The organism is Streptomyces sp. NPDC016309 (genome assembly GCF_043077235.1).
GTDB lineage: Bacteria > Actinomycetota > Actinomycetes > Streptomycetales > Streptomycetaceae > Streptomyces.
Map to the genome: position 1 here is coordinate 248,501 of NZ_JBIBSG010000001.1, position 25,468 is coordinate 273,968.

A 25,468-nucleotide genomic window follows, 5' to 3' on the forward strand; every position below is an offset into this window, starting at 1 on the left:
GCGGCCCCGCCCGTCAGCCGTGTCCGGCGTCGAGGAGGTCGGACCGTGCCAGGAGGTAGGCCAGGTGGGCCCTGCTCCGGCCGCCCAGGAGGTCGGAGGCCTTCTTGATGTGGGTGGAGACGGTGCGCGGGCTGATGCCCAGCCGTGAGGCGATCGCCGCGTCCGTGTACCCCTCCACCATCAGCCGCAGCACGGCGCGACGGGTCTCGTCGGTCATGAGCGGGGGGCGGACGTACTCCTGGGTGATGCTGACCGCTTCGCCACGCGCCCAGGCGTGGTCGAAGACCTTGGCGAGGTAGTGCACTATCGCTGGGTGGTCGATGGCCAGGGCCGCGGTTCTCAGCTCGTGGCGCGGGTCCGGTATGAAGGCCGTGGTCCGGTCGTAGATGATCAGCCGGTCGAACACCTCGTTGAGGGTGCGGAACTGGGCGCCGGAGGCGGTGGCCTGCTCGATGTAGGCGAGGGTGGGGCCGTGGGCGCGCACGGTGTGCTGGTAGAGCGTGCGCTGCTTGACGCCGCGCCGGTGCATGGTGAGGACGCGGGACAGTGAGCGGGCCAGGGACGCCGGGTCGCGGCGGCCGCCGGGCTGGCAGGTCAGCAGTTCCTCGCGGCAGTCGTCCGCGGCCTGTTCGAGCGCGGCACGTATGACGTCCTCTCCTTGGAGCAGACGTACGGGGGCGTTGGACACGGCCTGGCGGGTCGCGGAGTAGATGTCCTCGGCCGTTGCGATCGAGTCACCGATGGCGGCCAGCGTTTGCCGGTGCGCGAGCATGGCGCGCTCGATGGGGCGGGTGAGTTCGCGGCCGGCGATGTCCGGGGGCACGGCGGCCATGAGTGTCGGGGTTTCGGCCAATGGCCGTAGGAGACCCAAGCGGAGCAGACATTCGGGCACATCCCCCGATATCGGACCATGCGCCAGTGCACGACGGTAGGCCTCCAGGCCCCGGTCACACAGGCTGGCGACGTTCGAATGAGGGGCTAAGTCCGAGTTCCTGCACATTTGCCACTCCTTCCGATTCTCGCATTGCGTGATCATGATGCTACTGAACGACCCTTTCCTGTGGGGAGGTACGGCATTCTTCTGAAGGCGGAAGGGCAAAGAGCCTTTCGGCCAGGGGAGGGATTGTGAACCGCACGAGAGAGGCCGGGCGCCTGTTCGGGCTTCCGGCTCTGATACTGCTCCTCGGACTCTTCGCATCCGCCACGGAGGGCGGAGGCGAGGGATCCATTTCCGCCACGGGCCAGATCGTGGCCTCCACCGAAGACGACGAATGGGGCCCCTGAGTCCCCGTAAAGCACCAGCGGCCCGACAGGGCGTCAGTTTTCCGGAGGACGAATTCGGGGAGTCGGTGATTCACCCGAGTCGAGGGGGCTCTGTTCGATGAGTACGGACAAGAACGGGGAAACGGTCGGCATACTCCTCGCCGGCGGCCGGGGCGAGCGGGCCAAGCCCATCACGCTCAAGTCCCCGGACCACATCCGCAGCAAGGCGCTGATCCCGTTCGCCGGGCGCCGCCTCGTGGAGTGGGTGGTGGACGCCTGCCGTGAGCAGGGCATCCGCCGCTTCTACGTGGTGACCCACGGCCTGGAGAACCGTACCCAGATCAAGCTCCTGCTCGGGCACGGCGAGCGCTACGGCGTCGACGTCACCTACTCGCGCTCGCGCTTCGACCGGTACAACGTCGGCTCGGCCGGCGCCACCCTGCACAACCTCGAGCAGTGGGACCTCCAGGGCCGGGCCCTGGTGCTCCCCGTCGACTCCCTCTTCGACTTCGACCTGAAGGCGATGGAGGCGACGCACGCCGAGCGCGGCGCCCTGGTGACCGTGGCCGCCGTACGGCGCACGGCCGACGAGATCGCCGGCAAGTACGGGGTGATGCGCACCGACGACGACGGCCTGGTCCAGGGCTTCGTGGAGAAGCCCGGCCCCGACCGGATCGGGGAGCTCTTCCCGCGCACCACGGTGGACCCGGGGGTCACCCTCCCCACCAACGCGGGGATGTACCTGGTGGACTGCGCACGGCTGCGGCTGCTCGCCAGGGAACCGGAGCTGTTCCGGCAGAGCTACCAGCGGCTCGACTGGGGCCAGGACCTGCTGCCCTGGCTCGCCGCCCGCGGGCTGCCGGTGGCGGCCCACTCCATCGGGCGGCTCGGCGACCTGGGCAACGTGCCCGACTACCTGCACACCCTGGGGCTCGTGCTCGACGGCGCGTACGAGCAGATGAACCGGCTGATGAGGCGGCCCGACGTCGCCTCGCCGCGCTGCTGGATCCACGAGAGCAGCCTGCGCACCAAGGACGACGTCACCGGCACCACCCTGGCCCAGAAGATCGACGAGGGCTCGGTGGTGATCGGACCGGGCGTCAGGATCGGCCGCGAGGTGGAGATCGGGCCCGGCGTACGGCTCGACCACGCGGACATCGGCGACGGGGCCGAGGTCCGCGAGGGCGCCGCCGTGGTCCGCTCGGCCGTCGGGGAGTCCGCCGTGGTCGGCGCGTACGCCGAGATCGAGGACTCCTACATAGGCCCCATGGCCGAGGTCTGCTCAGAGCGGACCCGGCCCGCACGGCTCGAACGCTACTCGGCCATCGGCGACGGCGCGATGCTCTGGCCGGGGTCACGGTTCTGCGGGGTGAGCGTCTACCCGCGGCTCAGGGTGCCCGCGATGACCGGGGTGCCCGCGGAAACGGAACTCAAGAGCGCCGACGACATCCTCAACTGGGTGTAGCGGCGGGGATCACTCCTGGAGGGGACCATGCGGAGTCCCATTGCGGTTATCGGAGGCGCGGGCCGGCTGGGCAGTCTGGTGACCCGCCGCCTGCTTCAAGAAGGCACCCGGGTACGGGTGGTGAGCCGGCATCCCGAACGGGGACGGCTGCCGCTCGGAGTGGAGGAACACCGCGCCGACGTGCGGTACGCCGACTCGCTGGCCATCGCGCTGCGCGGCTGCGCGGGGGTGGTGTTCAGCGTCGAGCCGGGCACCGCGGACTCCGGTCCGGACAGCCCCGAGACGACCATGTACGACGGGGTGCGCAACGTACTGGCCGCGGCCACCGAGCACGGTGAGCGGCCGCACTTCGTCCTGGTCAGCCAGATCTTCGTGACCCGGCGCGAGCACCCCATGAACGCGTACGGCCGGCTGCTCGACTGGCGGCTGCGCGGGGAGGACGCCGTACGGGAGTCCGGGCTGCCCTACACGGTGGTGCGGCCGAGCTGGCTGACCGACGAGAGCTTCGCGGGCAACCGGGTGCGCCTGGAACAGGGCGACCGGGGGGACGGCTGGGTGTCCCGGACGGCGGTGGCGGAGGCCTGCGTGCAGGCCCTCGCCTCACCGGCGGCCGTGGGCCGCACCTTCGAGATGTACAACGAACTGGGCGAGACGCCGACCGACTGGGCGCCGCTCTTCGCCCGGCTCGGCGCCGACCGCCAGCTCGAGCGCAGCCGCTAGCCGGCGCGGCCCGGGACGCGTCCGCACCGCAGCGGCGTCCCCCCGCGGACCTGCCGGGTCCCGCGGGGCCGGGCGGCCCGGACGCGGTGGCGGCGCGGCCGGCCGGCCGGGCCGCTCCCGGAGGCCCCCGGGACGCCGCTCCCCGAGACCGACGTGGGCGGGCCGGATCCGTCCCCCGCCCCCGTCATCACCCCCGCCGCCCACATCCCCCGAGGCGACGGGGCCGGACCCGGGGCCGGAAGCGCGTGGTGGTGCCGTCCCCGGCGCACCCGCGCACCGGCCCCGGGGTCCGCTTCACGGTTTCCGCTCCCGGGCCCTCTTTCCGGAGGTCCCGGTCCCGCGCGGCGTGAATGAGAGGAAAAAACCGGCTGGCCGATTTCCTCCGGACCGACATAGACTTCTGTGGAGAGAGCTGGGTAACGGTCGTGGAACCAGACCTGAATATGCCCGAGGATTATTCCCCCGCTGTATTCGCCGAGTTCCTCACGCGGACGCTCGCTTCCATTCCCCGGAGCGATCAGCGCCGCTGGGGCGAACTGTACGTACGGGGCCTTCTCTCGGTCGACGGAAAGAAGACCATGCGGGCCCTCGCGAGCAACGCGGGCGGCGGCGTCGAACAGAGCCTGTACCAATTCATTACGAAGTCCCCATGGGACTGTGTGCCGGTACGGCGGGAAATGGCCCGGCACCTCCATGAGCACACCGAGCCGCGCGCCTGGGTGGTGCGCCCGCTGGTGATCACCAAGGTGGGACAGCACTCCGTGGGCGTCGAGCGGCAGTTCGTGGCGCAGCTCGGACGGATCGTCAACTGCCAGCAGGGCATGGGCCTCTGGCTGGCGTCCGACCAGGTCAGCAGCCCCGTCGACTGGTGGCTGGCGCTGCCCGAGTGCTGGACGGACGAGCCGGAGATGCGCCGACGCGCCTCCATCCCGGAGCACGTCGGGTCCTGTCCGCCGGAGCAGTGCGCGATCGGCTCGGTCGCCCGGATGACCGACGAGTGGAGCATGCCGGCCCGGCCGGTGGTGATGGACCTCCGGGACACCGCGCCCCACCCCGTGTGCGCGGAACTGATGGACCGCCAGATCCCCTTCGTCGTACGAGTGGATCCGGCCATGTCGCACACGAGCGTCGAACCGCTGCGGCCCGCCGAGCGCGGGCACTCCCCCGCCTCGGCGGCCGGCCCGGACGCGGGCCTCACCGGGGCACTGAGCCGCAACCGCATGCCCGTCGAATGGCTGGACCACCGCACCGGGGTCGTCCGCGCCACCTCGGTCGGCTCCGCCCGGGTGCGGTTGCGCTCCCCGGGCGGCGGCCGGGAGGGCCGGCAGGACCTGGTCCTCCTGGGGGCGTGGGGCGAGCCGGGGCGGCGGGCGCCGAGCGAGTACTGGCTGTCCAACCTGTCCCGGCCCCGGCTCGGGACCGTCTACCGCACCGCGATGCTCAGCCGGCGCGTCGAGCGCGACCAGGCGGAGGTGAGCGACCGGCTGGGGCTGCGCGACTTCGAGGGGCGCTCGTTCCGCGGCTGGCACCACCACATGACCATGGTGTCCCTCGCGCACGCCGTCACCATGCTCTCCCGGGCCGCCCGCGGCCCCGTCCCGGAGTCCGCCGTCCCCCGCAACGCGAAGGTGACCGCCGCATGACCGTGTCCCCGTCCCCGGACGTGACCGAGACCGGGCGGATCGCCGCCGACCTGCACCGCCTGCTGCCCGGCTGGCTGGCCCGCCGGCGCTGGTTCGGCGGCAAGGACCGGGCCGCGCCCGACGTGGTGCCCGTCCTGGTCGAGACCGTGTGCGCGGACGGCCCGCGGCTGCTCCTGGTCGTCGTGCGCACCGAGCACGACGAGTGGTACCAGTTGCTGGTAGGGGTGCGCGACACGGTGCCGGACGGGCTGGCCGACGCGGTCATCGGGCCCAGCGGTGGCGCGCTGCTGTACGAGGCGACCGAGGACCCCGAGCTGATGGGGCGGCTGCTCGCCCGGATCGCGGCGGGCGGGACCGCGGGCGCGGTGGAGTTCCACCCCGTGCCCGGCGCGGACATCCCCACCGGGCTGCCGGCGGCGGTACTCACGGCCGAGCAGTCCAACACGTCCATCGCGTTCGGCGGCCGGATGATGCTCAAGGTGCTGCGGCACGTGGTGCCCGGCCCGAACGCGGAGGTGGAGATGCTCGCCGCCCTGCGGCGGGCCGGCGACGTGCCCAGCGCGGCGCCGCTCGGCTGGGTGCGGACCTCGCCGGCGGCACCCGGCGGGGAGATCACGCTCGGCATCCTCCAGGAGTTCGTGCCCAACCGGGGCGACGGCTGGGCGATCGCCGTCGAGGAGGCCCGCGCCTGCATCGTGGGCGAGTGCGAGAGCGTCGCCCCGCTCGGCGGCTTCGCGGAGGAGGCCCACGCCCTCGGCCGGTCCACGGCCCGGGTGCACGCCGCGCTCGCCGAGCAGTTGCCGACCCTGGAGCTCGACGCCCCGCGGGTCGACCGGCTCGTGGGCGTGCTGACCGGGCGGCTGGAGGCGGCGCTGGACCAGGTGCCGGCGCTGCTGCCGTTCGCCCGGCAGTTGCGGGCCGTGCACCAGGACCTCGGGGAGGTCGCCAAGCGCGGCAACGCCCCGCTGCTCGTCCAGCGCGTCCACGGCGACCTGCACCTCGGGCAGACGCTGCGCGCCGAGCGGGGCTGGGTGGTGATCGACTTCGAGGGCGAGCCGGGCCGGCCGGAGGCGGAGCGCCGCCGGCTCCAGCCCGCACTGCGGGACGTCGCCGCGATGCTGCGGTCCTTCGACTACGCCGCGCACCACGCGCTGGCCGCCGTCCTGGGCGTACCGCCCGGCGAGCAGTCGCCGCAGAACGTGCACGGCACGCGCCTGGCCCGCCGGGCCTCGGCGTGGGCGGTGCACAACAGACGGGCGTACTGCGCCGGGTACACCGCCGGGAGCGGCACCGACCCGCGCAGCCAGCCGTTGCTGCTGCGCGCCTTCGAGGCGGACAAGGCGGTCTACGAGGCGGTGTACGAGGCCCACAACCGGCCCGAGTGGCTCACCATCCCCATGGCCGCGGTGCGCCGCCTGGCGGGCCGGCACCGCCCGGCCGGGTGAGCGACGGGGGCCGGGCCATGACGGGACCGACGCACACCCCGGGGACACGAACCCCGGGGACACAACGGGCGGTGGACATGGACACGGGTGCGGGCATGGACGTGGACGCGGGTGCGGACACGGGTGCGGACATGGGCGTGGACGCGGACGTGGCCGTGGTCGGGGGCGGCCCCGCCGGGCTGTCGGGGGCCATCTACCTGGCGCGGTACAACCGCCGGGTGCTGGTGTTCGACACCGGACACGGCCGGTCCACCCACCACCAGGTGAACCACAACTACCTGGGCTTCCCCGACGGCATCGCCACCGTGGACCTGCGCAAGCTCGCCGTCGAGCAGCTCGCCCGGTACGAGGGGGCGCGGATCGTCCACCACCTGATCACCTCCGTCGAGGGCGACGCGGAGCGCGGCTTCACGCTGCGCTCGCAGGGGCACCACTGGCGGGCCAGGGCGGTGCTGCTGGCGACCGGGGTGCTGGACCACTTCCCGCACTTCCCCGACTGGCGCTCGTACGTGGGCCGTTCAATGTTCTGGTGCATCACCTGCGACGGGTACGAGAACCGGGGCCGCAGCATCCTCGTGGTCGGCCACACCGACGCGGCCGCCGGTGAGGCCATGCAGCTCCACGCCCTGACCGACCGGGTGCGGCTGCTGACCAACAGCCATCGCGACGACATCAGCGAAACGTTCCGCCGCCGGCTCGCCCACGCCGGCGTCGAGGTGGTCCACGACCGGATCGAGGAGGTCGAGGGGGCGGACGGACAGCTACGTACCGTCGTCACCCGGGGCGGGCTGCGCCTCGGGCTCGACGCCCTGTTCTCCATCCAGGGCGCGACGCCCGAGACCGCGCTCGCCCGCTCCCTCGGCGTGCGCCTCAACGACGCCGGCTACATCGCGGTCGACTCCGAGCAGAAGACCTCGGTGCCGGGTGTGTACGCGGCCGGGGACGTCACTTCCCTGCATTCCCACCAGGTGGCCGCCGCCGTGCACGAGGGCGCCCAAGCGGCCTCCGCGGCGCATTACTTCCTCCATCCGCCCGAGCTCAAAGCCGACTGATCGCACGGATCGCACGTCAGTTCAGGAAGTCGGCGGAGGTTCTTTGCCGCGCCCCCGGACGGCCGCCAATGATGGCTGAGCACCATCCCGGAAATGTGGCATTTCCATGCGCCGTGCCGCGCGGGGCCGAAAAGGAGAGTTCCATGATTCATCAGTTCATTCTGGCGGCGCCCAAGCCGGGTATGGCCACCCAGGAGTTCCAGGACTACTGGGTGGACGTCCACGCGGTGAAGTACGCCGCGAAAATCCCGCAGATCCGCAAATACATGGTCGACACGCGGGTCGAGACCGGCGCCGACCTCGGCACGCCGGCCCTGCCCCACCAGGGCATCGCCGAGATCTGGCTGGCGAACGGCGAGGAGCAGCTCGCCTCGCTCCAGACGGAGGAGTTCCTCCAGGGCGCCCGCCTCGACGAGCCGAACTGGGCCGCCTTCTGGCAGACCATCGTGGTCGACACCACGGCGTACGAGATCGTCCCCGGCCCGGCGCTCGCCAAGGGCCAGGACCGGGTCAAGCTCACCGTCCTGATGAAGCGGCGGCCGGGCCTGGACCTGGAGGAGTACCGCAAGCGGACCCTCGGCGGCTACGCCTCCGTCGTCGGGGCCACGCCGGGGCTGCGCCGCTACCTGCACGCGCACACCGTGGACGGCGCCTACGTCTTCGGCGAGGCCGGCTTCGACAGCGTCGAGCAGCTCTGGTTCGACGACGTCGACGCCCTGACGGAGGCGCTGCGTTCGCCGCACTTCACCGGCCAGGTGGCGGCCGCCCGTGACGAGGTGGCCGACCCGAAGTACGTGTTCTCCCTCGCCGTGAAGGAGAACTGGATCATCGGCCCCGAGCCGCGCTGACCGGCCACCCGCCGCTGATCCGCCCACCGATTACCGAAGGAGCAGGCGTGGCCAGAAGGAACGCCAAGAAGATCCTCGTGATTCTGTCGGAGTACGGCTACTGGGGCGAGGAGCTCGTCGGGCCGCTGCACCACTTCGACCAGCGCGGTTACGAGGTCGTGTTCGCCACCCCGACCGGCGGGCGGGCGCACGCGCTGCCGCCGAGCATGGACCCCGCGTACATCGACCCGCCGCTCGGCAAGTCGGTGACCTCCGAGGAGGTCGCCAAGCTGACCCGGCAGGTCGACGAGTCGGACAGGCTGGACGACCCGATCGACATCTCCAGTTGGGTGCCGGAGCGCCCGTACACCGCGGACGAGGACTACCTGCGCAAGCTGGAGGCCTACCACCGCGCGGTGGACGTGGTCGCCCAGGAGCTGGAGGAGTACGACGCGCTGCTGATCGTCGGCGGCTCCGGCCCGATCGTGGACCTGGCGAACAACGAGCGGGTGCACCAGATCATCCTGTCCTTCCTGCGCGCCGGCAAGCCGATCGCGGCCGAGTGCTACGGCGTCACCCCGCTGGCGTTCGCCCGTGACTGGGAGGACCGCAAGTCGATCATCTGGGGCAAGCACGTCACCGGTCACTGCAAGGAGTACGACTACAAGGACGGGACCGGTTTCCTCGGCACCGATTTCGTCATGGGGCCGCCGCCGTACCCGCTGGAATACATCCTGCGTGACGCCACGGGCCCCGACGGCCGGTACCACGGCAATTTCGGCAAGGAAACGTCGGTGATCGTGGACTACCCGTTCATCACCGGCCGCTCGACGCCGGACTCGTATCTCACCGGCGAGAAGATCGTCGAGGTCCTCGAGGACGGGCTGCGCCGCTTCGGCTGGTAATCCAACGAGCTAATCGCCGAGAGACGAGAGAAGGAAGACATGGCCAGGCAGGGCAATGCGGCGATCATCGAGCAGTTCCTCGCCGATGGAATTCCCTATATGTTCGGCAATCCAGGAACGGTCGAGCAGGGATTCCTGGACGCATTGGAGGAGTACGACGGCCTCCAGTACATCCTCACCCTGCAGGAGACGGTCGCCGCCGGCATCGCGGACGGGTACGCCCGCGCCACCGGCCGCCCGGCGCTGCTCCAGCTCCACAGCGGCGTCGGCCTCGGCAACGCGATCGGCATGCTCTACCAGGCCAAGCGCGGTCACTCGCCGCTCGTCGTCATCGCCGGCGAGGCGGGTGTCCGGTACGACGCGATGGACGCGCAGATGGCGGCCGACCTGGTGGCCATGGCGGAGCCCGTCACCAAGTACGCGACCCGGGTCACCGACCCGGGCTCGGTGCTGCGGGTGCTGCGGCGGGCCATGAAGATGGCCATGACACCGCCGCGCGGCCCGGTCTTCGTCTCCCTTCCCATGGACGTCCTGGACGCGGTCAACACCGAGCCGGTCGTCCCGAGCACGTTCCTGGAGACCCGGGCGCTTCCGGTGCCCTCCCTGGTGGAGCAGGCGGCGCGGCTGCTGGCCGGCGCCGAGAAGCCGATCGTCCTGGTGGGCGACGGCGTCTCGGCGTCCGGCGGGCAGGCGGAGCTGGTCCGGGTGGCCGAGCAACTGGGCGCCGACGTGTGGGGCGTGGACTTCTCCGAGGTGAACCTGGACGCCCGCCACCCGCTGTACCGGGGCCAGCTCGGCCACATGTTCGGTGAGGTGAGCCGGGCGGCGGTGAAGGACGCGGACGCCGTCCTGATCGTCGGCACGTACGTCTTCCCCGAGGTGTTCCCGGTCCTGGACGATCCGTTCCGCGCGGACGCGAAGATCGTCCACATCGACCTGGACGGCTACGAGATCGCCAAGAACCACCCGGTCACCCTCGGCCTGGTGGCCGACCCCAAGGCCACGCTGGCCGCGCTCGCCACCGAGCTGGACGGCCGGCTGTCCGCGGAGGCGCGGGCGCTGGCGTCCGGCCGGCTGGAGACCCGGCGACGTGAGCGGCCGGCCGGGCCGGAGGACGACGGCTCGCTGCTGCACCACTTCCTGGCCGAACTGGCCGGGCAGGCGCCCGAGGACCTGATGGTCTTCGACGAGGCGCTGACGGCGGCCGGGCCGCTCAACGCCTACCTGCCGGGCCGGCTGCCGGGCCACTGGTTCTCCACGCGCGGCGGGTCGCTGGGCGTGGGCATCCCGGGGGCGCTGGGCATCAAGCTGGCGCACCCGGACAAGACCGTCATCGGCTTCACCGGGGACGGCGGGTCGATGTACACGTTCCAGGCGCTGTACACGGCGGTCCGGCACGACATCGGCGCCAAGTTCGTGATCTGCAACAACCGCAGCTACAAGCTGCTCGACCTCAACATCGAGCAGTACTGGCGGGAGCGGGACATCCCCCTGCACGCCCACCCCACCCCGTTCGACCTGTCCCACCCCGACCTCGGCTTCAGCCAGATCGCCCAGGGGTTCGGCGTCGACGCGCTGCGGGTCGACGACCACGAACAGGTGGCGTACGCGGTCAAGCGGATGCTCAGCGACGACAAGCCGTTCCTCATCGACCTGCGGACCACTGAAGGGGGAACCCGTGGCGAACACCGCTGAAACGCCGTCACGCGACGGTGTGCTCACCGGCCGGAAGATCGCGATCCTCGCCGAGAGCGACTTCTACGAGCCGGAAATCGCCTACTACCAGCGCCGGTTCGCCGAGGAGGGCGCCCGCGTCGACTTCCTCACCCGGCTGTGGGGCAACAAGGCCATCACCTTCACCGGCCACGAGTACCGGGCGCCGCTGACGGTGACGCGCAGCCTGGAGGACCTGGACGACCGGAGGCTGCGCGAGTACAGCGCGCTGATCGTGCCCTCCGGCATGGTCGCCGACCGGCTGCGCTACACCGAGGACATCGAGCGGCTGGCGCCGGCCACCGATCTGCTGCGCCGGGCGTTCGCCCGGTCGGGCGTGGTCAAGGGGATCATCTGCCACGGCATGTGGCTCGCCGCGTCCATCCCGTACGTGGTCCGCGGCCGCAAGGTGGTCTGCCACAACAACCTCATCGGCGACGTCCGCAACATGGGCGCCAACTATGTGGACCAGGACGTCGTCGTGGACGGGGATCTGGTCACCGCGCGGACGGGCGACCACTGCCATCTGTTCGCCAGGACCATCATCGACGAGCTCGTGCTGCGAGGGGCGTGAAGCCATGTCCACCACTTCCGACACCGTGAACTTCACGTTCTCCGACACCATCGCCGGCCGGGTCACCGGCTTCGACCGCGAGGCCCGGGTGGTGACCGTGGTCACCCCGGGCGGCGGCGAGTTCCGGATATCCCTGGACGGCGGTCCCAGCGCCGAGCTGCTGCACAACCTGGGCGAGCCGTACCAGGACGCCTCGGGCCACATCGACGACATGCTGCGGGAGGGCACGTTCGTCCTCGCCTACGGCGTGTTCTACCCGGGTGAGCGGCTGCGGTTCGAGGCCAAGCGGCTGGTCTTCGTGGGCCGGCAGGGCGACGACTTCCGTTTCGAGGAGGCGGGCTGGTGGGTGCGGCAGATCCAGGAGATCGCCGCGTTCTACCGCAAGGCCCAGTTCGGCGACGGGCCGGTCGACTTCGAGCAGTACCGCACCGAGATCCGCCTCGGCGGCGAGAAGACCGCAAGCCACGTCCAGGAGACCGACACGATCTCCCGGCTGGTGTACGGCATGGCGTCGGCGTTCCTGCTGACCGGCGAGGACGAGTACCTGGAGGTCGCCGAGCGCGGCACCGAGTACCTGCGCGAGCACATGCGCTTCGTCGACACCGACGAGAACGTCGTGTACTGGTACCACGGGCTGTCGATCGACGGCGACATCGAGAAGAAGCTGTTCACCTCGGAGTTCTCCGACGACTACGACGCGCTGCCGGCGTACGAGCAGATCTACGCGCTCGCCGGGCCGGTCCAGACGTACCGGGTCACCGGTGACCCGCGCATCAAGGACGACGCCGACGCCACCATCCGGCTGTTCGACCGGTTCTACCTGGACCCGGAGCACGGCGGGTACTTCTCCCACATCGACCCGATCCTGCTCAGCCCGCACCACGAGTCCCTCGGCCCCAACAAGGCCCGCAAGAACTGGAACTCCGTCGGCGACCACGCCCCCGCCTATCTGATCAACCTCTACCTGGCGACGGGCGAGCAGCGGTACGCCGACATGCTGGAGTACACCTTCGACACCATCGTCGAGCGGTTCCCCGACCCGAAGAACAGCCCCTTCGTGCAGGAGCGGTTCCACCAGGACTGGTCGCACGACACCACGCACGGCTGGCAGCAGAACCGGGCGGTCGTCGGCCACAACCTGAAGATCGCCTGGAACCTGATGCGGATGCACAGCCTGCGCCCCAAGGCCGCCTACCTCGACATGGCCGCCTCCATCGGCGAGACCATGCCCGAGGTCGGCGCCGACCGGCAGCGCGGCGGCTGGTACGACGTGGTCGAGCGGATCAAGGTGGACGGCGAGGAGCACTTCCGCTTCGCCTGGCACGACCGCAAGGCCTGGTGGCAGCAGGAGCAGGCGATCCTCGCCTATCTCATCCTGCACGGCATCACCGGGCGGGAGGACTTCCGCGACGAGGCCCGCGACGCCCAGTCGTTCTACAACGCCTTCTTCCTCGACCACGACGAGGGCGCCGTCTACTTCAACACCCTGGCGAGCGGCCTGCCCTACCTGCTGGGCGTCGAGCGGCTCAAGGGCAGCCACTCGATGAGCATGTACCACTCGGCGGAGCTGTGCTACCTCGCCGCCGTCTACAACAACCTGCTCGTCAACGGCAAGCCGATGGACTTCTGGTTCAAGCCCGACCCGTCCGACCTGGACGGCCGGGTCCTGCGGGTCGCGCCCGACCTGCTGCCGGCCGGCTCGGTGCGCGTCGAGTCCGTCGAGGTCGAGGGCGAGCCGCACACCGACTTCGACGCCGACGCGCTGACCGTGACGCTCCCCGAGACCTCGGGCCGCGTGAAGGTCAAGGTGCGCCTGGCTCCCCGCGGCCGTACGGAGGTGTCCGGATGACCGTCAAGGTCAACTCGCGCTCCGAGGGCGACATCACCGTGATCGCCCTCGACGGAGAGATCAACAGCACCACCTCGGGGGGCCTCCAGGCCCAGCTCCTGCCCTTCATCCGGCAGGGCGCCGAGGTGCTGGTCGACCTCACCGGGGTGTCCTACGTCTCCAGCGCCGGACTGCGCACCCTGCTGATCGTGCACCGGCGCGCCCAGCAGGTGGACGCCCGGATCACCCTCGTCGGGCTGTCGGAGGAGGTCACGTTCGTCATGAACGCCACCGGCTTCCTGGACTTCTTCGACATCGGCGAGGACGTGGACTCCGAGCTGGAGCGGGCGGCACGATGAGCCCCCGGGACGTGACGGAGATGCGCGAACGCGTCGACGCCTACCCGACGCACCGGATCGCCGGCCACCGGGTACGGGCCGGGCGGCCCTTCCCGTACGGCGCGACCCCGGTGCCCGGCGGCGTCAACTTCTCGGTCTACTCGGACCGCGCCACCTCGATGAGCCTGGTGCTCTTCGAGCGTGGCGCGCCCCGGCCGACCGCGGAGCTCCCCTTCCCGGCCGAGTTCCGCACCGGCAGCGTGTACGCGATGACGGTGTTCGGGCTGGACCTGGAGAACCTGGAGTACGGCTTCCGCGCCGACGGGCCCTTCGACCCGGTGAGCGGTGACCGCTTCGACGCCCGCAGGGTGCTCAGCGACCCGTACGCCCGGCTCGTCTCGGGCCGGAACGTGTGGGGCGAGGAGCCCGACTGGGACAACGTCTACCCCTACCGCGCCCAGGTGGTGAACGACGACTTCGACTGGGGCGACGACACCCCGTTGCGCATCCCCACCGAGGACCTCGTCATCTACGAGACGCACGTGCGCGGCTTCACCCGGCACCCCTCCTCGGGGGTGACGGCGCCGGGCACGTACGCGGGGCTGCGGGAGAAGATCCCGTACCTCAAGGAGCTGGGGATCAACTGCGTCGAGCTGCTGCCGGTCTTCGAGTTCGACGAGCTGGACAACCCGCGCACCAACCCGGTCAGCGGGGAGCGGCTGCACAACTACTGGGGCTACAACACCGTCTCCTTCTTCGCACCCAAGGCCGGCTACGCGGCCACGGGCCGCTTCGGCATGCAGGCGGACGAGTTCAAGTCGCTGGTGAAGGAGCTGCACCGGGCGGGCATCGAGGTCGTCCTCGACGTGGTGTTCAACCACACCGCCGAGGGCAACGAGCACGGGCCGACGATCTCGTTCCGCGGGCTCGACAACGCCACGTACTACATGCTCACCCCGGACGGGCAGTACTACAACTTCAGCGGCACCGGGAACACCGTCAACTGCAACCACCCGGTCGTCCGGGACTTCGTGCTGGGCTGTCTGCGCCACTGGGTCGCCGAGTACCACATCGACGGGTTCCGCTTCGACCTGGCGGCCATCCTCGACCGGGCCCCCGACGGCACTCCGCTGCCCAACCCGCCGCTGCTGGAACAGCTCGCGTACGACCCGGTGCTGCGGCACACCAAGCTGATCGCCGAGGCGTGGGACGCGGCCGGGCTCTACCAGGTGGGGCACTTCCCCAACTACGGGCGCTGGTCGGAGTGGAACGGCAAGTACCGGGACGCGGTGCGCAGGTTCGTCAAGGGCGAGCCGGGGGTCGCCGGGGAGCTGGCGACCCGGATGGCGGGCTCCCCGGACCTGTACTGGGGCCGCGGGGCCGCGGCGTCGATCAACTTCGTCACCGCGCACGACGGCTTCACCCTCAACGACCTGGTCTCGTACAACGACAAGCACAACGAGGCCAACGGCGAGGGCAACAACGACGGCGCCAACGACAACTACAGCTGGAACTGCGGCGAGGAGGGCCCGAGCGCCTCCCCGCACGTACGGGACCTGCGGATGCGCCAGATGAAGAACATGCTGGCCATCCTGCTCACCAGCCAGGGCGTCCCGATGATCCTGGCCGGCGACGAGGTGGGCCGCACCCAGCTCGGCAACAACAACACCTACTGCCAGGACAACGAGCTGTCGTGGTTCGACTGGGGCCTCGTCGAGGCCAACGCCGAGCTGCTGGAGTTCACCCGCGGCCTGATCGCCTTCCGGCACGCGCACCCGGTGCTGCGCAACACCGAGCACCCGCGCGGCGTCGACTCGATGGGCAGCGGCTACCCGGACGTGAGCTGGCACGGCGTCCGCGCCTGGCACCCCGACTGGGCGGACCACTGCCGGGTCGTCGCCCTGATGCGGTGCGGCCGGCACGCCAAGGGCGGGGTGCCGGACGACCACGTGTACGTCGCCGTCAACGCCCACTGGGAGCCGCACGACCTGGAGCTCCCCCAGCTCCCGGAGGGCCAGGCCTGGCACCTGTTCGCCGACACGGGGGCCCTGATGCCGTACGGCATGCACCCGCTCGGCCAGGAGCCCCCGCTGGAACACCCGGGGCGCTACCACCTGGGGCCGCACTCGGCGGTCGTCCTCGTCGGCCGCCCCGTACCCACCACGCTGAAGGAGATGGCACCGTGACGTTCGACGTGAGGCTCAGGGTCAACGACCGGGTCGCGACGATAGAGATCGGCGGCGAGCTGGACGCCTCCAGCGCCGGCCGGTTCCACGAGACGATCGACGAGGCCGCCGCGACCGGGGCGATCGAGCTGGTGATCCGGGCCGAGAAGCTGGCGTACATGTCCAGCGCGGGCCTGCGGTCGCTGGTGTTCGCCCGCCAGAAGATGGGCGACGACGTCAGGATCGCCGTCGTCGGCGCCACCGAGCCGGTCGCCCACACGATCAGGCTGGCCGGGTTCGACCACAGCATCGACCTGATCGACGCCTGAGGGGGCGAGGAGACATGGCGCTCGACTCCGCTGCCGCGTCACCGGCCGGCGGGTCCGCCCCGTCCGGTCCGGGCGCGCCGGCCACCGCCGGTACGCGCGTGACCGCGGCCGCCGCGCCCGCGCCCCCGGTCGCCGCCGCGTCCCCGGTCGCCGCCGTGGGCGCCGGGGCCGCCGCGGGCTGCGCGCCGGCCACCTGCGCCCCGGCCGCACCGAGTGGCTCGCGCGCCTCGTCCGGCTCGGGCGCCACGTCCGGCTCGCGCGCCTCGTCCGGCTCGGGCGGCTCGTCCGGCTCGGGCGGCTCGTCCGGCTCGGGCGGCTCGTCCGGCTCCGGCCTCGCGCCGGTCCCGGCGCCGGCACCCGGGTCGGGCGGACCGGCGGACGGCGCCGACCGCGCGGGCACGCGCGGCACGCGCGCCACCCACGGCACCCACGCCACGCCCGGCGGCGCGAAGGGCGCGGCACCGGGGCCGTGGGGCGCCGGGGCGCCGGACGCGCTGCGCATCCCGGCGCGGCTGGCCTGCCTGGACCGGGTGGCCGAGTTCGTGCTGGGGCTCGGGGCGCGGGCCGGGCTGCCGGAGAGCTCCCTGTACCGGCTGCGGCTGGCCGCCGACGAGCTGGCGACCAACATCGTGATGCACGGCTACCGGGGCGCCACCGGCGAGATCTCCGTCGACGGCGGCATCGACCCGGACCAGGTGTGGGTGCGCTTCGAGGACGACGCCCCGGCCTTCGACCCGCGCCAGGGCATGCGCGCCCCGGCGCTCGACGTACCGCTGGCGGAGCGGCAGATCGGCGGCCTCGGGGTCTTCCTCGCCTTCACCGCGGTGGACTCCTTCGAGTACGAGCTGGTGGCGGGCCGCAACGTGAGCACGCTCGTGATGCGCCGCTCGGCCACGGCCGCCGGCCCCCGGACGGGATGAGGTGACATGCTCCAGACCAATGTGCTGCTGCTGGACGAGCACCGCAGCGCCCCGCCGGAGCTGCTGAAGGCCCTGGACAGCGTGGGCGCCGTGGTGCGCATCCGGACCCCCGCCGACGTCCTGGTCGTGGGGCACGGCCAACTGCCGGCCACCGAGGTCCTGCTGGCGTACGCGGGCCTGTCGCCGCACACCGTCCGCGCGGTGGCCCGCCGCCTGGACGACGAGGGCCAGCGGCCCACCGTGGTGGCGTTCGCCGAGCACGACCTGCACCTGCTGGGCAGCCACGTCCACGCCGGGTCGGACTACCTGGTGCCGCCGTTCTACCCCGACCTCGTACGGGCCCGGCTGCGCGACTGCCACGAGCGGGCGAACTTCACCCGGACCATGGAGGACGTCACCGCCCGTGCCGAACTGCTCAGCTACGAGCGGGAGCTGGAGATCGGGCGGGAGATCCAGATGGGTTTCCTGCCCGAGTCGCTGCCCAACCCCGACGGCTGGGAGATCCACGTCCGCTTCCGGCCCGCCCGGACCGTCGCCGGCGACTTCTACGACGTGTTCGAGCTGGTCAACAACCGCCGCCTCGCCCTGGTCGTGGCCGACGTCTGCGACAAGGGCGTCGGCGCCGCGCTGTTCATGGCGCTCATCCGCAGCCTGCTGCGGCACACCGCCGAGCAGAGCGGGCTGCAGAGCCTGATCGCCGCCGACCTGCTGGGCGAGGACACCGGCTGGCGGGAGCAGAGCCGGGCCATCCCGGTGGTCGGCGCGACCCCGCTGCTCAACGCCGTGGTGGGCACCAACAACTACCTGACCAGGAACCACATCCGGCAGGGCTACTTCGCCACCATGTTCTTCGGCGTCCTGGACCCGCTCACCGGCAACCTCGTCTACATCAACGGCGGCCACAACCCGCCGGTGCTGGTGAGCGGCGAGGGCAAGGACCCGGTACTGCTGGAGCCGACCGGACCGGCCGTCGGGGTCATCCCCGACGGCACCTTCTCCCTGGGGTACGCGCAGATCGGCCCGGGCGACACCCTCTTCGTCTACACGGACGGGGTGACCGAGGCGCGTTCGATGTCGGGCCGGTTCTTCGGCGACGAGCGGTTGCTGGCCGAGCTGGCCCGGGCGGCGGTGCGCGGAGAGGAGCTGCTGGACCACATGGACGGCGTGCTCAGCGAGTTCGTCGGCCCCTCCGAGCAGTCGGACGACATCACCATGATGGCCGTCCACCGGCGCCTGCCCGAGGAGGACCGGAGGGACCGGCGGGCCGGCGGGGCGCGCGAAGTACGGGAAACACAGGACGACCAGGACGACCAGGACGACCACTAGACCGAATCCACCGGATGGGATCCATGTCGCAGATCATCACCGTGCACTCCTACCGCGGGGGCACGGGGAAGTCCAGTACGGCCGCGAACCTCGCGCTGCTCCTGGCCTCGGGGGGCCGCCGGGTCGCGCTCGTGGACACGGACATCCAGACGCCCGCCCTGGACCTGATGTTCGGTGACACCGTGCCGCCCGCCGCCCGCCGCTCGCTCGCCGACTACCTGGTCGGCCACTGCGAGATCGAGGACGCCGCCTACCCCTGCCGGGCGGACACCGGCCACGACGGCGTCTTCCTGGTGCCCGCCCGCAGCGGGGCGGCCGGCATCAACGAGATCATGGGGCGCGGCTACGACGTGGGCCTGCTGCGGGAGGGCTTCGACCGGCTGATCGACCTGCTGGCCCTCGACGTGCTGCTCCTGGACACCCACGCCGGGTTCAACAACGAGACGGTGACGGCGATGGCCAGCTCCGACGCGCTGGTGATCGTCACCCGGGCGGACCGGCTGGACCTCGCGGGCGCCGCCGAGACGATGGCGCTGGCGGGCCGGCTCGGGTGCGTACGGGTGAGCGTGGCGCTCAGCATGGTCCCGGACGGCGTGGTGCACGAGCGGATGCGCCGGGAGGTCGAGTCCGCGTACGCCACCCGGATCACGGCCGTCCTGCCGTACGCCCCGGAGATGGCGTCCCTCGCCGGTGAGCGGCTCTTCAGCCCGGCGTACCCGCACCACCCGCTGGTCGCCGGCTACCGCCGGATCATCTCCGCCGTGAGCAACGGCACCACCGCGATACGCCGGTGACACCGGCGCCCTTCCAGCGACTGCACCCCGGGTGCGAGGAGGCATGACGATGCACGGCAGGACCAGAGAGCGCGACGCCACGCCGAAGGGCGCGGCCCGGCCCGCCGGTGCCGGCGCTCCCCGGAGCGTGGCCGGCGCGGCCGGTCCCGCGCGCCGGGCGGGCGGCCCCGAGGCGACCCGGGCGACCCCGCCCCGGACCTTCGCGCCCACCGTCGGGCGGATCCCGGTGGTGGACGTGCGGCCCTGTGTGGACGGGGGGCGGCGCCCCGCCCGTGCCGTGCCGGGCGAGGTGTTCGAGGTGAGCGCGACCGTGTTCCGCGAGGGGCACGAGGCGGTGGCCGCCAACGTGGTGCTGACCGGTCCGGACGGGGAGACCGGCCCGTGGACGCCCATGCGGCCGACCGCGCCCGGCACCGACCGGTACGCGGCGCCGGTGTCGGCGGACCGGGAGGGTGACTGGACGTACCGGGTGGAGGCCTGGACCGACCCGGTGGCGACCTGGCGCCACACCGCGGAGGTGAAGGTCCCGGCGGGGATCGACGTGGAACTGGTCCTGGCCGAGGGGGCCGTCCTGCTGGAGCGGGCCGCGGAGGCGTTCCCGGCCGCCGAGGCGGGCGTGCTGACGGAGGCGGCCGCCCGTCTGCGGGACACCTCCCTGCCCGTGGCGCAACGGCACGCCGCGGCCCTCGCCCCCGTGGTGACCGGCCTGCTGGCGGCCCGCCCGCTGCGGGAGCTGGTGACCCCGTCGGGCGAGCTGCCGCTGCGGGTGGACCGCGAACGCGCCCTGTTCGGCTCGTGGTACGAGTTCTTCCCGCGCTCCGAGGGCGCGGTCGTGCCCACGGAGCCGGGCCCCGGCGGGCAGCCGGAGCCGCCCCGCTCGGGCACGTTCCGCACGGCGGCGCACCGGCTGGACGCGGTGGCGGCGATGGGCTTCGACGTGGTGTACCTGCCGCCCGTCCACCCGATCGGCACCTCCCACCGCAAGGGCGCCAACAACACGCTCACGCCGGGGCCCCACGACCCGGGCTCCCCGTGGGCGATCGGCTCGGCCGACGGCGGCCACGACGCGGTCCACCCGGACCTGGGCACGCTCGACGACTTCGACGCCTTCGTGGGCCGGGCCCGCGAGCTGGGCCTGGAGGTCGCGCTGGACTTCGCCCTCCAGTGTTCCCCCGACCACCCGTGGGTGAAGGAGCACCCCGAGTGGTTCCGGCACCGGGTCGACGGCTCGATCGCGTACGCCGAGAACCCGCCCAAGAAGTACCAGGACATCTACCCGATCGACTTCGACACCGACCCCGAGGGGCTGCACGCGGAGTGCCTGCGGATCCTGCGCCACTGGATGGCGCACGGGGTGCGGATCTTCCGGGTCGACAACCCGCACACCAAGCCGGTGGCGTTCTGGGAGCGGCTGATCGAGGCGGTCCACGCCACCGACCCCGACGTGCTGTTCCTGGCCGAGGCCTTCACCCGCCCGGCGATGCTGCACGCCCTGGCGCGGGTCGGGTTCCACCAGTCGTACACGTACTTCACCTGGCGCAACTCCAAGGACGAGGTCGAGTCGTACCTGTCCGAACTGGCGGGGCTGGACGGCCAGGAGAGCGCCGCCTATCTGCGCCCCAACCTGTTCGTGAACACCCCGGACATCCTGCACGCCTACCTCCAGTACGGCGGCCGGCCCGCCTTCGAGGTGCGGGCCGTCCTCGCCGCCACGGCGTCCCCCTCGTGGGGCGTCTACGCGGGGTTCGAGCTGTGCGAGAACGTGGCCGCCGGGCCCGGCAGCGAGGAGTACCTGGACTCGGAGAAGTACCAGTACCGGCCCCGTGACTGGGCCGCCGAGGAGGCCGCGGGCACCACCCTGACGCCCCTGCTGCGCACCCTCAACGAGGTGCGCCGCGCCCACCCGGCCCTCCGGCAGCTCCGCAACCTGCGCCTGCACCGCGCCGAGGACGACGCGGTGGTCTGCTTCTCCAAACGGCACGGGGACGACTGGGTGCTCGTGGTGCTCAACCTCGACCCGCACGGGGTCCGGGAGACGACCGTCTCGCTGGACCTGCCCGCCCTGGGCCTGGAGCGGACCGAGACCTTCACCGTCCGCGACGCCCTCTCCGACGACGGCGCCACCTACACCTGGGGCCGCACCAACTACGTACGCCTCGACCCGCGCCGGCAGGTCGCGCACGTCTTCACGAACGGGGACAGCACACCGTGACCAGGGACCTGACCACCACCACCCCACTGGCCGCCACCGACCTCAGGCGGCTGACCACCGGCGAGGTCAGCGACCCGCACGCCCTGCTCGGACCGCATCCCGGCCCGGCCGGCGTGACGGTGCGCGTGCTGCGCCCGCTGGCCGACCGGGTCACGCTCACCACACCGGCCGGCGAGCCGCTGGCCGAGCTGCGCCACGAGGACGGCGGCGTCTTCTCCGGGGTGGTCCCCGGGGCGGACGTCCCCGACTACCGGGTCGCCGCGGTGTACGGCGACGAGGTCCACAGCTACGACGACCCCTACCGCTACCTGCCCACGCTCGGCGAGCTCGACCTGCACCTGATCCGGGAGGGCCGGCACGAGCAGTTGTGGCGGGTCCTCGGGGCGAACGTCCGGGAGCACGACTCCGGCCACGGGCCGGTCCCCGGCACCGCCTTCGCGGTGTGGGCGCCCGACGCCCGCGCCGTCCGTCTGGTCGGCGACCTCAACCACTGGGACGGCGCCGCCCATCCGCTCCGGTCGCTGGGCGCGAGCGGGGTGTGGGAGCTGTTCGTCCCGGGGGCGGAACCGGGCTGCCGCTACAAGTACGAGATCCTCACGCCCGACGGCCGCTGGATACAGAAGGCCGACCCGCTCGCCTCGTCGGCCGAACCGGCGCCCGGCACCGCGTCGGTGGTGCACGCCTCCGCGTACCGCTGGAACGACGGCGACTGGATGCGCCGGCGCGGGGAGCGGGACGCCACCGAGGCGCCGATGAGCGTGTACGAGATGCACCTGCCCTCCTGGCGGCCCGGCCTCGGCTACCGGGAGCTGGCGCGCGAACTCCCCGCGTACCTCAAGGGGCTGGGCTTCAGCCACGTGGAGTTCCTGCCGCCCGCGGAGCACCCCTTCGGCGGCTCCTGGGGCTACCAGGTGACCTCCTACTACGCGCCCATGGCGAAGCTCGGCACCCCGGACGACTTCCGGTACCTGGTGGACCGGCTGCACCAGGCGGGCATCGGGGTGATCGTGGACTGGGTGCCGGCCCACTTCCCAAAGGACGACTGGGCGCTCGCCCGGTTCGACGGCACCCCGCTGTACGAGCACCCCGATCCGCGCCGGGGCGAGCACCCCGACTGGGGGACCCTCGTCTTCGACTACGGGCGCACGGAGGTGCGCAACTTCCTGGTCGCGAACGCCGTGTACTGGTGCGAGGAGTTCCATGTCGACGGGGTGCGGGTGGACGCCGTGGCCTCCATGCTCTACCTGGACTACTCGCGCCGGGACGGCGAGTGGCTGCCCAACGCCTACGGCGGGCGCGAGCATCTGGAGGCGGTGGAGTTCCTCCAGGAGATGAACGCCACCGTGCACCGCCGCTGCCCCGGTGTGGTGACCATCGCGGAGGAGTCCACGGCCTGGGACGGCGTGACCCGCTCCACGGACCACGGCGGGCTGGGCTTCGACCTCAAGTGGAACATGGGCTGGATGCACGACTCGCTGGCCTACATGGCCCACGACCCGGTGCACCGCCAGTACCACCACCACGCGATGACGTTCGCGATGATGTACGCGTACGCCGAGAACCACCTGCTGCCGATCAGCCACGACGAGGTGGTGCACGGCAAGGGGTCGCTGCTCGGCAAGATGCCCGGCGACCCCTGGCAGCGGTTCGCCAACCTGCGGGCCTACCTGGCCTGGATGTGGGCCTTCCCGGGCAAGCACCTGCTGTTCATGGGGCAGGAGTTCGCCCAGGAGGGCGAGTGGTCCCACGACCGGGGACCGGAGTGGTCGCTGACGGGGCACGCCCCGCACGCGGGCGTCCGCGACCTGGTGCGCGACCTCAACCGGCACTACCTCGCGGACCCGGCGCTGTGGAGCCGGGACTGCCGGCCCGAGGGCTTCCGCTGGATCGACGCCGACGCGGCCCAGGACAACGTGTACTCGTTCGTGCGGTACGGCGGACCGGGCGGGCCGCTGGTGTGCGTCTACAACTTCCAGCCCGCCGCGCGCCCCGGCTTCCGGGTCGGTCTGCCGTCGGCGGGCGACTGGACCGAGGTGCTGAACACCGACGCGGCGGCCTACGGCGGCAGCGGTGCGACGAACCCCGGGCCGGTCCGGGCCGGGGAGGTGCCCTGGCAGGGGCTGCCCGCGAGCGCGGAGCTCACCCTGCCGCCGCTGGGTGCCGTCTGGCTCCGCCCGCACCGCTGACTACGACTGAGAGGGAGGCGACCCGCCATGCCCGCACCGCGACTGAGGACCACCCCGCTGCCCGGGATCGGCGTGCAGTACGAGCTCACGACCCGCCGGCACGACACCCTGTCGGTCGTCGCCCACCGCGACGGCACCCGCACGCTCAACGTCCACCACGACGACGACCCCGACTCGTGCGGTCTGTCCATGCGGCTGACCGGAGCGGAGGCGCTCACCCTGACCGAGGCGCTGCTGCCCGGCCACAACAACCCGAACCTGCTGCACACCAGTGACTTCGGGCTGCTGGCGGAACGGGTCACGGTCACCGGCGACTCGTACTGGAACGGGCGGCAGCTCGGCGAGACGCGGATGCGGACGGCGACCGGCGCGTCGATCGTCGCCGTGATGCGGCGGGCGCACCCCATCCCGTCGCCGGGGCCGGAGTTCCGGCTGCGCGGTGGGGACACGGTCATCGTCGTCGGGACGCGCGAGGGCGTCGACGCGGCGCACGCGATCCTCGAACGGAAGTGATGCCGTGCATTCCGCCGTCTTCCTGATCGAGTTCGGTGCGGTCGTGCTGGCCCTGGGCCTGCTCGGCCGCTTCGCCGCGCGGGTGCGCTTCTCCCCCATCCCGCTGTACCTGCTGGCCGGGCTGGTCTTCGGGCACGGCGGGATCGTCCCGCTGGGCGGCAGTGAGGAGTTCATCGAGATCGGCGCCGAGATCGGGGTCGTCCTGCTGCTGCTGATGCTGGGGCTGGAGTACACGGCCGGTGACCTGGTGGGCCATCTGCGGACGCACGCCCCGGCGGGTGCCGTGGACTTCGTGCTCAACGCCGTGCCGGGGGCGGCCGCCGCGCTGCTGCTGGGCTGGGGCCCGGTGGCGGCGGTGGTGCTGGCCGGGGTGACGTGGGTGTCGTCGTCCGGGGTGATCGCCAAGGTGCTGGGCGACCTGGGGCGGATCGGCAACCGCGAGACGCCGGCCATCCTGAGCGTGCTGGTCCTGGAGGACCTGGCGATGGCGGTGTACCTGCCGATCCTGACGACGCTGCTCGCCGGCGCCGGCTGGGCGGCCGGCGGGGTCACGCTGGCCATCGCGCTGGGCGCGGTCGGGGTGGTGCTGGTCGTCGCCGTGCGGTACGGGCGGCACATCTCGCGGTTCATCTCCAGCGACGACCCGGAGAAGCTGCTGCTGGTCGTCCTGGGCCTGACGCTGCTGGTGTCCGGGTTCGCCCAGGAGCTCCAGGTGTCGGCGGCGGTCGGCGCGTTCCTGGTGGGCATCGCGCTGTCCGGCGAGGTGGCGGAGAACACCCACCACCTGCTGATGCCGCTGCGGGACCTGTTCGCCGCGGTGTTCTTCGTCTTCTTCGGGCTCAGTACGGACCCGGCGACGATCCCGCCCGTGCTGGCGCCCGCGCTGGTGCTGGCGCTGCTGACGGCCCTGACGAAGATCGGTACGGGGTACTGGGCGGCCAAGCGCGCGGGCATCGGCGAGCGCGGGCGGTGGCGGGCCGGCGGCGCCCTGGTGGCGCGGGGCGAGTTCTCCATCGTGATCGCGGGGCTCGCGGTCGCGGCGGGCGTGGAACCGGCGCTGGGGCCGCTGGCGACGGCGTACGTCCTGCTGCTGGTCGTCTTCGGGCCGGTGGCGGCGCGGTTCACCGAGCCGGTGGCGCTGTGGGTGACGGCCCGGCGCGGCCGGGGGCGGGGCGTGGCGGCGGCCCCGGTGGCGGGCGCCGAGCCCGAGCCGGTCCCGGTGCCGGACTGAGGGCCGCCGGTACCCGCTC

General features: G+C 72.1%; 21 protein-coding genes. 20 read left to right on the forward strand and 1 reads right to left on the reverse strand.

From position 1 onward, the window contains the following. Window positions 1–13: 13 nt before the first annotated feature. Window positions 14–832: a LuxR C-terminal-related transcriptional regulator gene (locus ACF068_RS01075; protein WP_392272031.1), complete on the reverse strand. Its 819-nt coding sequence runs from the start codon at window positions 830–832 to the stop codon at window positions 14–16. Between the two features lie 549 nt (window positions 833–1,381). Between ACF068_RS01075 and ACF068_RS01080 the strand changes: the two genes are divergently transcribed. The 20 genes from ACF068_RS01080 to ACF068_RS01175 all read left to right on the forward strand — a co-directional run bounded on the left by ACF068_RS01080 (window position 1,382) and on the right by ACF068_RS01175 (window position 25,449). Then, window positions 1,382–2,728: a sugar phosphate nucleotidyltransferase gene (locus ACF068_RS01080; RefSeq protein WP_392272032.1), complete on the forward strand. Its 1,347-nt coding sequence runs from the start codon at window positions 1,382–1,384 to the stop codon at window positions 2,726–2,728. A gap of 27 nt (window positions 2,729–2,755) precedes the next feature. Next, entirely contained in the window at window positions 2,756–3,448 is a 693-nt protein-coding gene (locus ACF068_RS01085; RefSeq protein ID WP_392272033.1) for an SDR family oxidoreductase, read from the forward strand. Window positions 3,449–3,873: 425 nt separating this feature from the next. Beyond that, window positions 3,874–5,091: an IS701 family transposase gene (locus ACF068_RS01090; protein ID WP_392272034.1), complete on the forward strand. Its 1,218-nt coding sequence runs from the start codon at window positions 3,874–3,876 to the stop codon at window positions 5,089–5,091. After that, complete coding sequence (locus ACF068_RS01095; protein ID WP_392272035.1) at window positions 5,088–6,536, forward strand: maltokinase; 1,449 nt, start codon at window positions 5,088–5,090, stop codon at window positions 6,534–6,536. Before ACF068_RS01090 ends, ACF068_RS01095 begins: the two co-directional genes overlap by 4 nt. A 77-nt stretch (window positions 6,537–6,613) precedes the next feature. After that, entirely contained in the window at window positions 6,614–7,588 is a 975-nt protein-coding gene (locus ACF068_RS01100) for an NAD(P)/FAD-dependent oxidoreductase (protein WP_392272668.1), read from the forward strand. A gap of 143 nt (window positions 7,589–7,731) precedes the next feature. Continuing rightward, window positions 7,732–8,436 carry an EthD domain-containing protein gene (locus tag ACF068_RS01105; protein ID WP_392272036.1) on the forward strand — a complete coding sequence of 235 codons (705 nt, stop codon included), beginning with the start codon at window positions 7,732–7,734 and terminating at the stop codon, window positions 8,434–8,436. Between the two features lie 47 nt (window positions 8,437–8,483). Continuing rightward, entirely contained in the window at window positions 8,484–9,320 is an 837-nt protein-coding gene (locus ACF068_RS01110) for a type 1 glutamine amidotransferase domain-containing protein (protein WP_392272037.1), read from the forward strand. Window positions 9,321–9,359: 39 nt separating this feature from the next. After that, a complete protein-coding gene (locus ACF068_RS01115) occupies window positions 9,360–11,015 on the forward strand; it encodes a thiamine pyrophosphate-binding protein (RefSeq protein WP_392272038.1) in 1,656 nt (551 codons plus the stop codon). After that, complete coding sequence (locus tag ACF068_RS01120) at window positions 10,999–11,607, forward strand: DJ-1/PfpI family protein (protein ID WP_392272039.1); 609 nt, start codon at window positions 10,999–11,001, stop codon at window positions 11,605–11,607. The genes ACF068_RS01115 and ACF068_RS01120 overlap by 17 nt, the downstream gene beginning before the upstream one ends. A 4-nt stretch (window positions 11,608–11,611) precedes the next feature. Further along, window positions 11,612–13,456: an AGE family epimerase/isomerase gene (locus tag ACF068_RS01125; protein ID WP_392272040.1), complete on the forward strand. Its 1,845-nt coding sequence runs from the start codon at window positions 11,612–11,614 to the stop codon at window positions 13,454–13,456. Next, a complete protein-coding gene (locus ACF068_RS01130) occupies window positions 13,453–13,794 on the forward strand; it encodes an STAS domain-containing protein (RefSeq protein WP_392272041.1) in 342 nt (113 codons plus the stop codon). Before ACF068_RS01125 ends, ACF068_RS01130 begins: the two co-directional genes overlap by 4 nt. Beyond that, complete coding sequence (gene glgX, locus ACF068_RS01135) at window positions 13,791–15,959, forward strand: glycogen debranching protein GlgX (RefSeq protein ID WP_392272042.1); 2,169 nt, start codon at window positions 13,791–13,793, stop codon at window positions 15,957–15,959. The genes ACF068_RS01130 and glgX overlap by 4 nt, the downstream gene beginning before the upstream one ends. After that, window positions 15,956–16,267 carry an anti-sigma factor antagonist gene (locus tag ACF068_RS01140; protein WP_392272043.1) on the forward strand — a complete coding sequence of 104 codons (312 nt, stop codon included), beginning with the start codon at window positions 15,956–15,958 and terminating at the stop codon, window positions 16,265–16,267. Before glgX ends, ACF068_RS01140 begins: the two co-directional genes overlap by 4 nt. A 14-nt stretch (window positions 16,268–16,281) precedes the next feature. Continuing rightward, a complete protein-coding gene (locus ACF068_RS01145) occupies window positions 16,282–17,187 on the forward strand; it encodes an ATP-binding protein (RefSeq protein WP_392272044.1) in 906 nt (301 codons plus the stop codon). Window positions 17,188–17,193: 6 nt separating this feature from the next. After that, window positions 17,194–18,513 carry a PP2C family protein-serine/threonine phosphatase gene (locus ACF068_RS01150; protein WP_392272045.1) on the forward strand — a complete coding sequence of 440 codons (1,320 nt, stop codon included), beginning with the start codon at window positions 17,194–17,196 and terminating at the stop codon, window positions 18,511–18,513. Window positions 18,514–18,536: 23 nt separating this feature from the next. Beyond that, window positions 18,537–19,307, forward strand: a complete 771-nt coding sequence (locus ACF068_RS01155; protein WP_392272046.1) for an AAA family ATPase — start codon at window positions 18,537–18,539, stop codon at window positions 19,305–19,307. A 49-nt stretch (window positions 19,308–19,356) separates the two neighbouring features. Next, complete coding sequence (locus ACF068_RS01160) at window positions 19,357–21,519, forward strand: alpha-1,4-glucan--maltose-1-phosphate maltosyltransferase (RefSeq protein WP_392272669.1); 2,163 nt, start codon at window positions 19,357–19,359, stop codon at window positions 21,517–21,519. Further along, window positions 21,516–23,705, forward strand: coding sequence for a 1,4-alpha-glucan branching protein GlgB (gene glgB / locus ACF068_RS01165; protein WP_392272047.1), 2,190 nt, complete (start codon window positions 21,516–21,518; stop codon window positions 23,703–23,705). The genes ACF068_RS01160 and glgB overlap by 4 nt, the downstream gene beginning before the upstream one ends. A gap of 27 nt (window positions 23,706–23,732) precedes the next feature. Continuing rightward, window positions 23,733–24,218 carry a cation:proton antiporter regulatory subunit gene (locus ACF068_RS01170; protein ID WP_392272048.1) on the forward strand — a complete coding sequence of 162 codons (486 nt, stop codon included), beginning with the start codon at window positions 23,733–23,735 and terminating at the stop codon, window positions 24,216–24,218. A 4-nt stretch (window positions 24,219–24,222) separates the two neighbouring features. Then, a complete protein-coding gene (locus ACF068_RS01175) occupies window positions 24,223–25,449 on the forward strand; it encodes a cation:proton antiporter (RefSeq protein ID WP_392272049.1) in 1,227 nt (408 codons plus the stop codon). Window positions 25,450–25,468 lie beyond the last annotated feature (19 nt).

Excerpts from the sequence above, each read along its gene's own strand:
- ACF068_RS01100 (WP_392272668.1), top strand. The coding sequence starts at position 6,614 with ATGGACACGGGTGCGGGCATGGACGTGGACGCGGGTGCGGACACGGGT.
- ACF068_RS01095 (WP_392272035.1), top strand. The coding sequence starts at position 5,088 with ATGACCGTGTCCCCGTCCCCGGACGTGACCGAGACCGGGCGGATCGCC.
- ACF068_RS01160 (WP_392272669.1), top strand. The coding sequence starts at position 19,357 with ATGCACGGCAGGACCAGAGAGCGCGACGCCACGCCGAAGGGCGCGGCC.
- ACF068_RS01170 (WP_392272048.1), top strand. The coding sequence starts at position 23,733 with ATGCCCGCACCGCGACTGAGGACCACCCCGCTGCCCGGGATCGGCGTG.
- ACF068_RS01125 (WP_392272040.1), top strand. The coding sequence starts at position 11,612 with ATGTCCACCACTTCCGACACCGTGAACTTCACGTTCTCCGACACCATC.
- ACF068_RS01130 (WP_392272041.1), top strand. The coding sequence starts at position 13,453 with ATGACCGTCAAGGTCAACTCGCGCTCCGAGGGCGACATCACCGTGATC.
- ACF068_RS01075 (WP_392272031.1), bottom strand. The coding sequence starts at position 832 with ATGGCCGCCGTGCCCCCGGACATCGCCGGCCGCGAACTCACCCGCCCC.
- glgX (WP_392272042.1), top strand. The coding sequence starts at position 13,791 with ATGAGCCCCCGGGACGTGACGGAGATGCGCGAACGCGTCGACGCCTAC.
- ACF068_RS01150 (WP_392272045.1), top strand. The coding sequence starts at position 17,194 with ATGCTCCAGACCAATGTGCTGCTGCTGGACGAGCACCGCAGCGCCCCG.
- ACF068_RS01105 (WP_392272036.1), top strand. The coding sequence starts at position 7,732 with ATGATTCATCAGTTCATTCTGGCGGCGCCCAAGCCGGGTATGGCCACC.
- ACF068_RS01145 (WP_392272044.1), top strand. The coding sequence starts at position 16,282 with ATGGCGCTCGACTCCGCTGCCGCGTCACCGGCCGGCGGGTCCGCCCCG.
- ACF068_RS01085 (WP_392272033.1), top strand. The coding sequence starts at position 2,756 with ATGCGGAGTCCCATTGCGGTTATCGGAGGCGCGGGCCGGCTGGGCAGT.
- ACF068_RS01080 (WP_392272032.1), top strand. The coding sequence starts at position 1,382 with ATGAGTACGGACAAGAACGGGGAAACGGTCGGCATACTCCTCGCCGGC.
- ACF068_RS01155 (WP_392272046.1), top strand. The coding sequence starts at position 18,537 with ATGTCGCAGATCATCACCGTGCACTCCTACCGCGGGGGCACGGGGAAG.
- ACF068_RS01115 (WP_392272038.1), top strand. The coding sequence starts at position 9,360 with ATGGCCAGGCAGGGCAATGCGGCGATCATCGAGCAGTTCCTCGCCGAT.